Source organism: Clostridium sp. ATCC BAA-442 (genome assembly GCF_964239415.1).
In the GTDB taxonomy this organism is placed as follows: domain Bacteria; phylum Bacillota; class Clostridia; order Oscillospirales; family Oscillospiraceae; genus Flavonifractor; species Flavonifractor plautii.
Genome location: NZ_CAXSQB010000003.1, coordinates 36,916 through 50,301, shown reverse-complemented (window position 1 = coordinate 50,301; position 13,386 = coordinate 36,916). Strand labels below are relative to the sequence as shown.

Sequence of the window (13,386 nt, the reverse complement as noted above, 5' to 3'; positions counted from 1 at the left end):
CCCCCCCCCCCCCCCCCCCCCCCCCCCCCCCCCCCTTTCCATTCAGGCAGGCATCTCCAGCCCGTGGATGAAGCCCCCGAGCTGGGCGGAGAGCACATCGCCGCCGATGACCGTGCTCTTGTAGACGAGCAGGCCGGCCTGGATGCCGCTCTCACCGGTGGGGTAGTTGGTGATCTCATAGGTGTACCGCTTGACGCGCTTGCCGCAGTAGTCAGTCAGATCGAAGCCCTGGCTGGCCTGGAGTTCCAGGTACTGGCTGTAGGTCTCGTCGAACTGCTCGGGGATGATCAGCTCCTCCACGGCGATGGGGTCGCTGGAGACCGACCAGCCGTAGCTCTCCAGATAGGCGATCCGGTCCTCGTTGGTGCGGACTCCCTTGGGGCTGACCGCAGCGGAGGCCGCCGCGCCCCGCCCCCCCAGCAGCCCGGCGGCCGCCACCAGTACGCCGCAGACCACGGCGGCGGCCGCCGCGACGGCTGCAATTCGGCCCTTGCGGACCTTGGCGGTGATGATGAACACAGCGCAACGCTCCCTTCCGAAAAGTGGTCGTGATGATTGGTATGTTCTTTTCCACCGTTGTATGCTAAAATGTTGAAAAAAGGACGAGCCACAGGAGGAGCCTATGGAGCGGTTGGATAAAATTTTGGCCAATACAGGCCGGTGGTCCCGAAAAGAGGCGCGGGAGCTGGTGCGGGTCGGCCGGGTGGCCGTGGACGGCGTGACGGCCCAGGCGGCGGACGGGAAATACGACCCCGCGGCCCGCTTTGAGGTGGACGGCGAAACGGTTTCCGGGGAGCGGCTGGTTTACCTGATGCTCCACAAGCCGGCGGGGCTGGTGTCCGCGACGGAGGACCCCCGCCAGCCCACCGTGCTGGAGCTGCTGCCCCAGCATCTGCGCCGGGTGGGGCTCTTCCCGGCGGGACGGCTGGACAAGGACACCGAGGGCCTGCTCCTGCTCACCAATGACGGCCCCCTGGCCCACCGCCTGCTGGCCCCCCGGAACCACGTGGACAAGACCTACTTCGTCCGGGTGGACGGGGAACTGGATGGGGCGGACGCGGCGGCCTTCGCCGCAGGGATGATGCTGGAAGACGGGCTGGCCTGCCTGCCTGCGGGGTTGGAGGTGCTGGAGCAGCCGGACACCGCCCTCGTTACCCTACACGAGGGCAAGTACCACCAGATCAAGCGCATGCTGGCGGCCCGGGGGAAGCCGGTGGTGTACCTCAAGCGGCTGACCATGGGGCCGCTCATGCTGGACCCGGCCCTGGAAAGGGGGAAGTGGCGGCCTCTGTCTGCGGAGGAGGTGGCCGCTCTGCGGCAGGCGTAGGGGCGGCCCGAGCGGGGAACGCTCACGGCCAACTTGCCCGGCACAGCCGGGCATGCCAGCGCTTTGGCTTAGCGCTGCGGTTTCGTCTGCGCCCTGCCTTCGTCTCCCAGCCCACGGCCTCTGTGCTTCCTGTCAGCTTTCGGCAATTTCAACAAAAAATTTTGCAAAACCTATTGAAAAGGGCAAAAAGACCCGGTATAATAGAAAGGAAATGGACGAGAGAGCGGTTTGTCCCCCTGCGGGGGAATCAAAATAAGGAGGCTATCACCATGTCCAGCAGGATTTTTCAGAGCGTTGTCTTACAGATGAAGGACAGCACGGAGAGAGCCATCGGCGTGATCGATTCTGAGGGAACGGTGGTGGCCTGCAATGAGTTGAGCTGCATCGGGGAGCACTGGCCGGGCGCCGTGGAGGCGGTCAACAGGGGCGAGGGAGACGCGGTCCGCTTTGACGGGCGCACCTTCAAGGCACTGGCCGGCTGGGGGGCCCAGTTCGACTATGCCGCCTTTGTCAAGGGTGAGGACTCCGAGGCGCAGATGCTCTGCGCCATGGCCACGGTGGCGCTGAACGGCGCCAAGACCTACTATGAGGAGAAGCACGACAAGGCCACCTTTGTCAAGAACATCATCTCCGACAACATTCTGCTGGGGGACATCTATGTCCGCGCCAAGGAGCTGCACTTTGTCTCCGAGGCGCCCCGGGCGGTGTTCCTGATCCGCCAGGTGGAGACCAGCGATCCCGCCCTCATTGACGTGGTGCATACCCTGTTCCCCGACAAGCAGGTGGACTTCGTCCTCTCGATCAGCGAGACTGACGTGGCCCTCATCAAGCAGCTCTCTGAGGGGGCGGAGCCACGGGAGCTCTATAAGATCGCCAAGCAGATCGAGGAGAAGATCACCGAGGAGCTCCATGTGCGGGTGGTCATCGGCATCGGCACCATCGTGGGCCACATCCGGGAGTTGGCCCGGGCCTACAAGGAGGCGGGGATCGCCATCGACGTGGGCCGGGTGTTCGACACGGAGAAGAGCATCATCAATTACGAGAATCTGGGTATCGGCCGGCTGATCTACCAGTTGCCCACCACCCTGTGCGAGATGTTCCTTCAAGAGGTGTTTAAGAAGAACCCCATCGACGCCCTGGACCAGGAGACCCTGTTCACCATCAACAAGTTCTTTGAGAACAACCTGAACGTATCCGAGACGGCCCGGAAGCTCTTTGTCCACCGGAACACCCTGGTGTACCGCCTGGAGAAGATCAAGAAGCTTACCGGACTGGATCTGCGGGAGTTTGACGACGCCATCACCTTCAAGGTGGCGCTGATGGTCAAGAAGTACCTGATCTCCCGGGGCATCGACAACTGAGTGCACTGCCAGCAGGGGCGCCGGAGACGGCGTCCCTGCTGGCAGTGGGCATTTCTTTCGAATACGATAAATGAGGTAACCGAGCGTGATACGGCTTATTGACATTCAAAAGTCCTATGACAACGGGACAAAGGCCCTGAAGGGGGTCAACCTGCGCATCGACGACGGGGAATTTGTCTTTCTGGTGGGCCCTTCCGGCTCCGGAAAGTCTACGATTCTGAAGCTCATCACCGCCGAAATCGCGCCCACCGGCGGGCGGCTGATGGTCAACGGCTACAATCTGAACAACATCCGGCCCCGGCAGGTGCCCTACATGCGGCGCACCCTGGGGGTCATCTTCCAGGATTTCCGGCTCATTGAGAAAAAGACGGTGCGGGAGAACCTGACCTTTGCCATGCGGGCGGTGGGGGCCTCCCCCCGGGAGATCCGCAAGCGTGTGCCCTACGTACTGGAGCTGGTGGGCCTGGACCAGAAGGGAGACCGCAAGCCCAACCAGCTCTCCGGCGGCGAGCAGCAGCGGGTGGCCATCGCCCGCGCCCTGGTGAACAACCCCCAGATGATCATCGCCGACGAGCCGACGGGCAATCTGGACCCCATGCGCTCCCTGGAGATCATGATGCTGCTGGAGCGCATCAACGAGCTGGGTACCACCGTGCTGGTGGTCACCCACGCGAAGGAACTGGTCAACCGCTTCTCCAAGCGGGTGGTGGCCATTGAGAACGGCAGGATCATCAGCGACGAGACGGGCGGGTATTACAACAATGAGACAACGATATGATTTCGGCTATTTCCTCTCAGAGGGCTTCCACAGCATCTTCACTCACGGCTTTATGTCCTTCGCCGCGGTTTGCATGATTATCTGCTGCCTGCTCATCATGGGCTCCTTTACCCTGGTGGCGGTGAATGCGGAGAACATGTTCAGCGATCTGGAGGCCGAGAACCAATTCACGGCGTACATCGACGAGAGCCTCACCCAGGAGGAGGCTAAAGCCCTCCAGGACGACATCGAGGCGGTACCCAACGTGGCCCGGGCGGAATTCATGACCAAGGAGCAGGCCCAAGAGGAGTTTGAGGCCGATTATGAGGGCAACGAGCTGTTTGACGGCCTGCCCTCCGATGTGTACCGGGACCGGTTCCACGTTTATCTGGACGACATCAGCAAGCTGACTGAGACAGAGAACGCAGTAAAAGAGGTAACCGGCGTGGCCAAGACTAAATCAGCCCCCGAGATCGCCGAGGGCTTCACCGTCATCCGCAACATCGCCGGGGCGGTGGCCGTGATCCTGGTGGTGATCCTGTTGGCGGTGAGCCTGTTCATTATCGCCAACACCATCAAGCTGGCCACCTTCAACCGGCGGGAGGAGATCGCCATCATGAAGATGTGCGGCGCCACCAACGCCTTTGTCCGCTGGCCCTTCGTCTTTGAGGGCCTGATCCTGGGGCTGGTGGGTGCGGTGGCGGCCTTCTTCCTCCAGTGGGGCATCTATGTGCTGGTGGGCAGCGCCATCAGCGGCTCGGACACCATCTCCCTGATCACCGTGCTGCCCTTCCAGCCCATGGCTTTACGGGTGCTGGGCGTGTTCGTCCTCACCGGCTTCGTCATCGGCGCGGGCGGCTCGGTGCTGGCCATCCGCAAGTTTCTGCAGGTATAACGGCAGCGGCAAAAGGAGGCTTCCATGGCGTTTGACAGATCCCTTCGGCGGGCGGCATGCGCCCTGCTGACGGCCGCGCTGCTGGTTCCCGCCTGGGGCGGGCTGGCCCGGCAGGTGAGGGCGGCCTCCCAGAGCGAGATCGACGCGCTGAAGGCCGAGCAGGCGGAGAGCCAGGCCCGGCAGGAGGAGCTGAAGGAGCAGTTGGCCGGCGTGAAAGAGGACCAGGCGGCCGCCCAGCAGAAGCGGCAGCTCCTACAGCAGCAGTTAGAGGCAATCAATGCCGAGCTGGACAGCATCAACGCGCAGATCTCCTACTATGACGGGGAGATCGCCCAGAAAGAGGCGGAGCGCAGGGAGGTGGAGGCCAAAGAGCAGGCCCAGTATGAGCGGTTCTGCGAGCGGGTGCGCGCCATGGAGGAGGAGGGGACGGTGTCCTACTGGTCCATCCTCTTTAACGCCGAGGACTTCTCCGACCTGCTGGACCGTCTGGCCGATGTGGACGCGGTGATGGACTACGACAACCAGGTCATGGAGGAGCTGACCGCGGCCCGGCAGGAGCTGGAGCGGCTTCAGGCGGAGCTGGAGAGCGCCCGCGCGGAGGAGCAGGCGGCCAGGGAGCAGCAGGAGGCCAAGAGGGCGGAGCAGCAGGCCAAGGTGGCGCAGGCCCAGAAGCTGCTGGACCAGATCAACGCCGATGTGGCGGAGGTCAACCGGCAGTTGGACACAGAGAACGCGGAGTGGGCCGCCATCGGGGCGGACATCGCCCGGAAGCAGAAGGAGCTGGAGGAGCAGCGGAAGCAGAACAACGTCCAGCTCCCGCCTACCGGCGACGGCTGGCTGTGGCCCCTGCCTGCGTCCAATTTGAAGCTGACCTCGGCCTTCGGCTACCGGATGCACCCGGTGGATCACGTGCCAAACAGCCACACCGGCATTGACGTGGCCGCCTCCACCGGCGTCCCCATCTACGCGGCCAGGGGCGGACAGGTCATTATGTCGGAGTATGGCGCCGGCGCCAACTGGTCCTACGGCAACTTCGTGGTCATCGACCACGGGGACGGCACCACCACCCTCTACGCCCACATGTCCTCGCGGGCGGTGAGCGAGGGGCAGATGGTGTCCCAGGGGCAGACCATCGGCGCCGTGGGCGACACCGGCAATACGTCGGGCCCCCACCTCTACTATGAGGTGCGGCGGAACGGCCAGCGGACAGACCCCGAGGCATATTATCCCAATCTTCCCTTCATTCGGGCCTATAATTGGTAATGGAACGGACATAAAAGGAGCGGCAACGTGGCAAAGAAGCAGAGTCAGAAAAAGAGACCCCAGAAGCAGAAAATCGAGTGGCGCCGGGTGTTTGTGGCCGGGCTGGCCGTGGTGATGGCCCTCCTCCTGCTGCTGCCCATGATCAGCATGATCGCCGGCGGCGTGGGCGCGGTGACGCAGAGCGAGATCGACGCGCTGAAGGAGGAGCAGCGGGAGAGCCAGGTCAAGCAGCAGGAGTTGAAGAACCAGCTGGCCGACGTGAAGGAGGACCAGGCTGCCGCCCAGCAGAGGCGGCAGCTCCTGCAGCAGCAGTTGGAGGCCATCAATGCCGAGCTGGACAGCATCAACGCGCAGATCTCCTACTACGACCAGGAAATCGCCCAGAAAGAGGCGGAGCGCAGGGAGGCAGAGGCCAAAGAGCAGGCCCAGTATGAGCTGTTCTGCGAGCGGGTGCGCGCCATGGAGGAGGAGGGGACGGTATCCTATTGGTCCATCCTCTTCAACGCCGAGAACTTCTCCGACATGCTGGATCGCCTGGCGGACATTGACGCGGTGATGGACTACGACAACCAGGTCATGGAGGAGCTGACCGCGGCCCGGCAGGAGCTGGAGCGGCTTCAGGCGGAGCTGGAGAGCGCCCGTGCGGAGGAGCAGGCGGCCAAGGACCAGCAGGAGGCCAAGAAGGCGGAGCAGCAGGCCAAGGTGGCGGAGGCCCAGAAGCTGCTGGACCAGATCAATGCCGACGCGGCGGAGCTCAACCGCCAGCTGGACGACGAGATGGAGGGCGCGGCGGAGATCCAGGCGGAGATCGCCCGGAAGCAGAAGCAACTGGAGGAGGAGCGCCGGCAAAACAATGTCACCATCGACTCGGAGACCAACTACCTGTGGCCGCTGCCCGGCTACTACCGGCTGACCTCCCTGTTCGGCTACCGCATTCACCCCATCACCGGCAAGGCCCACAGCCATACCGGCATCGACATCCCCGCCCCTGGCGGCACCCCCATTCAGGCCTGCAAGAGCGGACAGGTGGTCACCTCCGCCTACCACTACTCCTACGGCAATTACGTGGTCATCGACCACGGCAACGGTAACTCCACCCTCTACGCCCACATGAGCTCCCGGGCGGTGAGCGAGGGGCAGATGGTGTCCCAGGGCCAGACCATCGGCTATGTGGGCACCACCGGCAGCTCCACGGGCAACCACCTGCACCTGGAGGTGCGGGACAACTACACCCGTGTGGACCCGGAGAGCAAGTTCCCCAGCCTGAGCCTGACCCACCCTTGGTAATGTCCGGATAGCGGCAGGGCCGCGTTGCTGTGGAAATTCCGCCCGCTGTGCGCGGGCAAGGCCCAGAGGCGGGCGGAGGCATCGGCCTCCGCCCGCGCTGGTTTTTCTGGAAAGGATCTGATCCCGTGCGAAAGAAACGTTTTTCCCTGGCCCAGCTTCTGCTGGCCATTGCACTCACCGCCGCTGCCGTGCTGGGCTGCGGACTCCTGGCCGTCCGTGCCTGGATGGGGGAGGGTGGGCGTTCCCTGGTGGAGGGGCTGCGGCTGGTCAACACCCTCTTTGTGGGGGAATATGACGAGACAGAGGTGGTGGACGCCGCCCTGGAGGGCATGGTGTCCGGCCTGGGCGACCGCTGGAGCTACTACCTGACGGCTGATGAGCTGGAGGCCCAGAACCAGCGCCGCACCAACCAGTATGTGGGGGTTGGGATTACCGTCAACTACACACGGGAGGAGGGACTCTATATCCTCGCGGTGGAGGCCGGGGGCCCCGCCGAGGCGGCTGGATTGGAAGCCGGGGAGGTCATTACCGCTGTAGACGGTGCCTCCCTGGCGGGAGAGGCACGCTATGAGGGCGCGAATCTTATCCAGGGGGAGGCGGGCACCACCGTCACCCTGGAGGTGCTGGGGGAGGACGGGGCGGCCCGCACCGTGGAGGTGGAGCGGGCCGAGCTGAAGAACGACCCGGTGGAGAGCCGGATGCTGGAGGGAAAGGTGGGCTATGTGCGCCTGCTCAACTTCTACGACCACAGCGCCCAGCGGCTGGAGGAGGCCGTCACCCAGCTCCGGGAGCAGGGGGCGGAGGCGCTGGTCTTTGACATGCGGAACAACGGCGGCGGCTACCTGAGCCAGCTCACCGACATGCTGGACTTCCTGCTGCCCGAGGGCCCCATCTTCATCAGCCGCGACCGGGCGGGCCATGAGGAGATCACCAACTCCGACGCGGACTGTGTGGAACTGCCCATGGCGGTGCTGGTCAACGCCGACACCTACTCCGCCGCCGAGTTTTTCGCCGCCGAGCTCCAGGAGCAGGGCGCGGCGGTGATCGTAGGGGAGCCCACCAGCGGCAAGGGCTACTCCCAGCAGACCTTCCCTCTGCCCCACGGCGGCGCCGTGGCCATCTCCACCGGCGCCTACTTCACCGGAAGTGGCGCCTCCCTTATCGGCACCGGCCTGACCCTGGACGCGGAGGTATACAACACCGGAGCGGAGGATACTCAATTGGCCGCCGCGCTGGAATTGCTGAAAATCCGGTAAAAAAGTCTTGACTGTAAACCCACTTGATACCCTACCGTGGAGACAGGGAGGCGAGCAGAGTGACGATCGGTGAGCTGGAGGCCGCCCTGGACATGCCCAGGGCCAATATCCGCTTTTATGAGCAGGAGGGCTTCATTCACCCCAGGCGGGGGGCGAACAACTACCGGGACTACACGGAGGAGGACGCGGATACCCTGCGCAAAGTGAAGCTGCTGCGGCAGCTCGGACTGTCCCTGGAGGAGATCCGGCAGGCCCAGCGGGGAGAGCGCCCTCTGGCGGCCCTGCTGGGGGAGCAGGAGGCCGCCCTGGCGCGGCGGCGGGCAGAGCTGGACTGGGTGGGACAGGTGTGCCGCGCCATGCGGGAGGACGGGGTGGAGTTTGCCACCCTGGACGCCCACAGGTACCTCAGCCGGCTGGACCGCCCGGCGGATCAGCCCGGCTTTTTCGATCTGCGGGCCGACGCGGCCCCCACCGTCTCCCACCCCTGGCGGCGCTATTTCGCCCGCGGCCTGGACTACAGCCTTTGCAGCTTTCTGTGGATGGTGGTGTGCCTGTTCCTGTTCCGCTGGTTTCCTGAGAACAACTGGGGAGTCCGGCTGCTGAATGCCTACGCCGCTTACGGTATCCTGCTGGCGGCGGAGCCCCTGCTCCTGTGCACCTGGGGGTATACGCCGGGCAAGTGGATATTTGGGCTGGCGGTCCGAAACCGGGACGGGGGAAAGCTCACCTGGGGCCGGGCCCTGTCCCGCACCTGGGGGGTGTTCGCCCGGGGCGAGGGGTACGGCATCCCCATCTATGTCCTCTGGCGCAATTACAAGTGCTGGCGTCGGTGCAGAGACGGAGAACCGGAGGACTGGGAGGAGGACACCTCCTATACCATGAAGGACGAGAGCGGCCTGCGCATCGGGGGCTTTGTCGCCGCCCGGGCCGCCCTGTTTGGCCTGAGCCTGGTCCTGGCACTTCAGGCGACCCTGATGCCCCTCCACCGGGGGCCTCTCACTCCGGAGGCATACGCCGCCAACGTCAACGACTGGTGCCGGAGGCTGGATGTGTGCTCCGGCGAGCGGATGAACGGGGCGGGTGAGTGGGAGAAGGATATCGCGCCGGGGCGCTCTGCGGTGTGCTGGCCGGGCGAAGGCGGTCCGCCGCACCAGCTCACCGTCAATGGCGCGGGAGAGGTCACCGGGGTACGCATCGTGATGGAGCGCACCGGGGAGGAGGTGCTGTTCGGAAGCACCACCCAGCAGTCTCTGGCGGCTGCGGCCTTTGCCGCCGCCCAGCCGGGGTGGAACGGCGTGTCCTGGTGGAGCAGCGGTGTGCTTCAGGCCGTCGGAAGCCGGCCCTTTGACAGCTATACCCTCCAGGCCGGGGCGGTGACCGTTACCCAGATGGTCTCCTGGGAGGGCTACCAGGATGTGGGGGGCTGGCTGCTTGCCGAGGACGGCGTGCCGGAGGAGGAGCTGTACTACCGGACGGAGTTCACCATGACCCTCCAGACATAGAAGATATAAAACCCCGCCGGCGAAGCCGGTGGGGTTCAGTCTTTCGCAAAAGTCGTTAGATCCAACGTGAAAGGGAACCCGGATGGTTCATCTCCGCATCAGGAGCCGCAGCAAGCGGCGGTCGTGCTCTGAATCGCCCTGCGGAGCGCTTTGCCCCTCTGCCGCCCGGCGGACAGGCGGCGTGGGGAGGCTGGGCTCTCTCTGCCCGGCCAGCAGAAAGCCGCTGGTCAGGGCGGTGAGGGGAGCCACAGTCACCAGACCGAAGGAACCCACGATGGTGTGTATGATTTCTGAGGCGACATACTTGTAGTTGAGAATGTTATAAAGGGGAGTGCCCTGGGCCATAAAGACCATGAGCAGGGCCACGTAGCCGCCGGAGTAGGCCAGCAGGAGGGTGGTTGTCATAGTGCCCATGGCCGCCCGCCCCACATTCATACCGGAGCGTACCGCCTCCCAGCGGGAGATATCAGGGCGCTTTTTCACTACCTCGTTGACCGCAGATGTGATATCCACCGCCAGATCCATCACCGCGCCGGAGGAGCCGATGAAGATCGCCGCCATAAAGATCTGGGTCAGGTTGAGATCCTGATATCCGGAGTAGAGCAGACTCTCCGAGTAGGACATAACGGCCCCGTGGATCTGAAACAGGTCGGTAAACACAATGCCAAGCACACATGTGACCAGTATACCCAGGAACGCACCCGACACGGCGGCGGCGCACCGCCGCTCGAAGCCGTAGACCAGGGCGATGATCAGCAGGGTGAGGGCCAGAGTAACCGCCAGGCCGACCAGGATGGGGTTCCAGCCCTTGAGGTAGAGGGGCACCAGAACCTTCCACAGCATCAGCACCGTCAGCACGAAGGAGACGATGGCCCGCAGGCCGGTACGCCCGGCGAAGAGGATCAGGAACACGGCGAAGACGGCGGCCAGCAGAGCCTCCTTGCCGATGCGGTAGTGGTCGGTCATGGTGACGGAGAGAATCTCGTCCCCCTGGTAGCTGACCACCACCATGGCCTTGTCACCGGGGGCGAATAGCTTGTCCTGCTCCAGGGAGCCGTTGAGCATGTTGATGCCGGTGGCGGTCCGTCCCTGAAACCGGCCGCCCAGCAGCTCCAGAGTGCAGCGCTGCTCACCGGAGCGGACGAGCCCGGTGTCCACGATGGTGGAGTCGTCCACCGCCAGCACCCGGGCCGCGCAGCGGTCGGCCTCCTGGTACTGGACGGCCCCTTCATACCCGGTGGGGAGGAGGAGCAGCAGGGCGGTCAGCGCCAGGCAGAGCACGACGGGGACATAATAGCGGCGCTGGGCGGGGGCACGTAGAAAACGCATAGATGGATAAGTCCTTTCTGCGCCGAGGCGGATGGGGTCGGGAGACCCCATCCGCCTCGGCTGTATGGAAGTGGGAAAGCAGGGGTTAGGCTATGCCGAGCATGCCGGCCAGCTTGTGATAGATCTGAGTATTGTCGTAGTAGCCGTTGAACTGCCCGGCGTTAACACCGTGGGCCAGCACGGCCACGGGCAGGCCGGTGTGGCTGTAAGAGGTGAAGGAGATGCCGGACTTGTTGTTGATGATGTGGGTGAGGGTGACGCTCAGAGGCTCGTAGGTGCCGTAGAGCACATATTCCTCCTGCTCGTACTGGCTGGCAGCAGTGCCGTTGACGCTCTTCTCGTAGGCGGCGCGGAGCTGTTCCAGCTCGTAGTCGGTGAGCACCAGCTTATCGCCCTCCTCGCCCTGGGGCTTGAGGCCGAAGAGCGCCTCCACATCCTTCAGGACATCCTCAAAGGAGGTCTTGTCCTCCTTGTACCTGGACACGTAGTCGCTGTCGAACTTGGCGTAGGAGATCTTCTGGCTCTCCAGCAGATCCAGATAGGTGTCGTAGTCAGTGCCGGCAAAGCCGATGGTGAGGCCGCCGGTTTCGTGGTCGCCGGTGACCAGGATCAGGGTCTCATCGGCGTGCTCCTTGGCGAAGTCGATGGCCACCTGTACCGCATCGGCCAGGGCCTGCGTGTCGTGGATGGTGGAGGCGGCGTCGTTGGCGTGGCAGGCCCAGTCGATCTTGCCGCCCTCGCACATCATAAAGAAGCCGTCCTTGTCCTGGGAGAGCACCTCAATCCCCTTTTCCACGTAGTCGGCCAGGGCCCACATGTCGTCAGTGCGGTCGATCTCGTAGGCCATGGCGTCGCTGTCGGCCAGGTGCTCGTCGATGATTACCACCGGGCCGCCGGTGACCTGCTCGGCCTCAGCCTGGGTCTTGACCACATGATAGCCCGCCTTTTCCGCCAGGGCGTACAGATCGGCCTGATCTCCCTCGGCGCCGGTGGGCTTGAGCAGGCCGCCGCCGGCGAAGTACTCAAAGCCGGAGTCGATGAGCTCCAGGCCGATGTCGTAGTAGTCATTGCGGCTGGCCTGGTGGGCATAGAAGGCGGCAGGGGTGGCATGGTTGAGGTTGACGGAGGTAATGACGCCCACCGAATAGCCCTTCTGGGCGTGGAGCTGTTCGGCAATGGTTTCGTAGGAAATGGTGCCGGTTTCGTCCACGTTGATGGAGCCGGAGTAGGTCTTGTAGCCGGTGGAGATGGAGGTGGCGGTGGAGGCGGAGTCGGGGGCAAAGGAGTTGGAGTCATAAGTCACGGCGGAGCCGGCGGCCTCAAAGTTCATGAAGTTGAGGTACTCGGGACCGTCCAGGATGGCTCCGCCGTTGTCGTCCAGGCTGGGCTGGGCCTGCCGATAGTCGGCGTCGTTCAGCGCACCCAGGAAATCGGATGTGGACTGGATCTGGGGATAGCTCATGCCGTCGCCAATGAAGAGAAACACGTATTTGGGGGCTTTGACGGTGGAGCCGGTGGTGGAGAGGGACTGAACCTCGGCGGCAGGCGTGGGGGTGGGATCGGGCGCGGCGGCCGTGGGATTGCCGCAGGCAGCCAGGGCCGTGCCCAGCGTCAGGGCGGCCGTGGACAGGGCCAGGGGACGCTTCCAATTCATTCTGATTCCTCCAAAGTTATTTTGATACGCTCGGTACGCTGCCATGATAGCGGATAGATTGGGGAGTGCGCTATCAGCGTGGTGTAAAACAAGCTAAACTCTTTGTAAGATATCGTAAAGGAAAGGTGAGGCGCGGGGGTTGACAAGCGGCGGAACCGGAGTGATAATCAGAGGGCGGAACGAAAAACACGGCCCGGTTGGTAGTCCGGGCGCGGTCCGAGGGAGCGTCCCGCCCCCGGGACCGTCAGTAACCTGCCTCCTTGGTTGTCCGCGCTCCGCGCAAGACCTATATTTAAGGAGGACAACTTCATATGGAATGCGGCTATGCGAGGCTGACGGTCTGGTTTGCCGACCCCTTCTGGGTGGGCGTGTACGAGCGGGAGGCGGAGGGGCGCCTGGAGGTGTGCCGCCATACCTTCGGCGCCGAGCCGAAGGACGGAGAGGTTTGGCAGTGGCTCCTGTCGGCGTGGCGGGGCCTGGACTTTAGTCCAGCGGTAGAGGCGCCCCGGCGTCCATCCGGCCGGGAGAATCCCAAGCGGGTCCGGCGGCAGGTGCGGAACCGTCCAGAGAAAACCGGCGCCGGCACGAAGGCCCAGCAGGCCCTCCAGCTCCAGCGGGAGGCGCGCAGGGCGGAACGGGCGCAGCGGCATCGCCAAAGGGACGCGGCGGAGGAGGAGCGCAGGTTCCGCCTCCGCCAGGAGAAAAAGAAGGAGAAGCGGGGGGGGGGGGGGGGGGGGGGGGGGGGGGGGGGGGGG

General features: G+C 64.2%; 12 protein-coding genes. 9 read left to right on the top strand and 3 right to left on the bottom strand.

Annotated elements, in window-relative coordinates; translation table 11 throughout:
- Positions 1-42: 42 nt before the first annotated feature.
- The gene (locus ACESY8_RS02065; RefSeq protein ID WP_007490798.1) at positions 43-519 is read right to left on the bottom strand and encodes a DUF4830 domain-containing protein; all 477 of its coding nucleotides are present in this window, start codon (positions 517-519) and stop codon (positions 43-45) included.
- Positions 520-622: 103 nt separating this feature from the next.
- Between ACESY8_RS02065 and ACESY8_RS02060 the strand changes: the two genes are divergently transcribed.
- The 8 genes from ACESY8_RS02060 (at position 623) to ACESY8_RS02025 (ending at position 9,648) form a co-directional block, all read left to right on the top strand.
- Entirely contained in the window at positions 623-1,327 is a 705-nt protein-coding gene (locus tag ACESY8_RS02060) for a pseudouridine synthase (protein ID WP_204682051.1), read from the top strand.
- 269 nt (positions 1,328-1,596) lie between these two features.
- Entirely contained in the window at positions 1,597-2,688 is a 1,092-nt protein-coding gene (locus tag ACESY8_RS02055; RefSeq protein WP_007490801.1) for a PucR family transcriptional regulator, read from the top strand.
- A gap of 85 nt (positions 2,689-2,773) precedes the next feature.
- The gene (gene ftsE, locus ACESY8_RS02050; protein ID WP_007495369.1) at positions 2,774-3,466 is read left to right on the top strand and encodes a cell division ATP-binding protein FtsE; all 693 of its coding nucleotides are present in this window, start codon (positions 2,774-2,776) and stop codon (positions 3,464-3,466) included.
- On the top strand, positions 3,450-4,340 hold the full coding sequence (ftsX, locus tag ACESY8_RS02045) for a permease-like cell division protein FtsX (protein WP_007495367.1): 891 nt from the start codon (positions 3,450-3,452) through the stop codon (positions 4,338-4,340). The genes ftsE and ftsX overlap by 17 nt, the downstream gene beginning before the upstream one ends.
- Before the next feature lie 24 nt (positions 4,341-4,364).
- Positions 4,365-5,603 (top strand): murein hydrolase activator EnvC family protein, encoded by a 1,239-nt coding sequence (locus ACESY8_RS02040; RefSeq protein WP_498794540.1) that lies wholly within the window; start codon positions 4,365-4,367, stop codon positions 5,601-5,603.
- Between the two features lie 27 nt (positions 5,604-5,630).
- Complete coding sequence (locus ACESY8_RS02035; protein ID WP_009259255.1) at positions 5,631-6,890, top strand: murein hydrolase activator EnvC family protein; 1,260 nt, start codon at positions 5,631-5,633, stop codon at positions 6,888-6,890.
- Positions 6,891-7,015: 125 nt separating this feature from the next.
- Positions 7,016-8,146: a S41 family peptidase gene (locus ACESY8_RS02030; RefSeq protein WP_054338521.1), complete on the top strand. Its 1,131-nt coding sequence runs from the start codon at positions 7,016-7,018 to the stop codon at positions 8,144-8,146.
- Positions 8,147-8,205: 59 nt separating this feature from the next.
- Positions 8,206-9,648, top strand: a complete 1,443-nt coding sequence (locus ACESY8_RS02025; protein WP_204682048.1) for a MerR family transcriptional regulator — start codon at positions 8,206-8,208, stop codon at positions 9,646-9,648.
- Positions 9,649-9,735: 87 nt separating this feature from the next.
- On the opposite strand, the gene ACESY8_RS02020 is transcribed toward ACESY8_RS02025, so the two are convergent.
- The gene (locus ACESY8_RS02020; protein WP_065535111.1) at positions 9,736-10,977 is read right to left on the bottom strand and encodes a YibE/F family protein; all 1,242 of its coding nucleotides are present in this window, start codon (positions 10,975-10,977) and stop codon (positions 9,736-9,738) included.
- An 85-nt stretch (positions 10,978-11,062) separates the two neighbouring features.
- A complete protein-coding gene (locus ACESY8_RS02015; RefSeq protein WP_007495355.1) occupies positions 11,063-12,631 on the bottom strand; it encodes an alkaline phosphatase in 1,569 nt (522 codons plus the stop codon).
- A 311-nt stretch (positions 12,632-12,942) separates the two neighbouring features.
- Here ACESY8_RS02015 and ACESY8_RS02010 point away from each other — a divergent pair.
- A partial coding sequence (locus ACESY8_RS02010; RefSeq protein WP_498794537.1) for a YjdF family protein occupies positions 12,943-13,386 on the top strand: 444 nt, incomplete at its 3' end.

Bases quoted from the DNA above. Each gene is read 5' to 3' on its own strand.
- ACESY8_RS02020 (WP_065535111.1), bottom strand. From the start codon at position 10,977: ATGCGTTTTCTACGTGCCCCCGCCCAGCGCCGCTATTATGTCCCCGTC.
- ACESY8_RS02060 (WP_204682051.1), top strand. From the start codon at position 623: ATGGAGCGGTTGGATAAAATTTTGGCCAATACAGGCCGGTGGTCCCGA.
- ACESY8_RS02040 (WP_498794540.1), top strand. From the start codon at position 4,365: ATGGCGTTTGACAGATCCCTTCGGCGGGCGGCATGCGCCCTGCTGACG.
- ACESY8_RS02015 (WP_007495355.1), bottom strand. From the start codon at position 12,631: ATGAATTGGAAGCGTCCCCTGGCCCTGTCCACGGCCGCCCTGACGCTG.
- ftsX (WP_007495367.1), top strand. From the start codon at position 3,450: ATGAGACAACGATATGATTTCGGCTATTTCCTCTCAGAGGGCTTCCAC.
- ACESY8_RS02055 (WP_007490801.1), top strand. From the start codon at position 1,597: ATGTCCAGCAGGATTTTTCAGAGCGTTGTCTTACAGATGAAGGACAGC.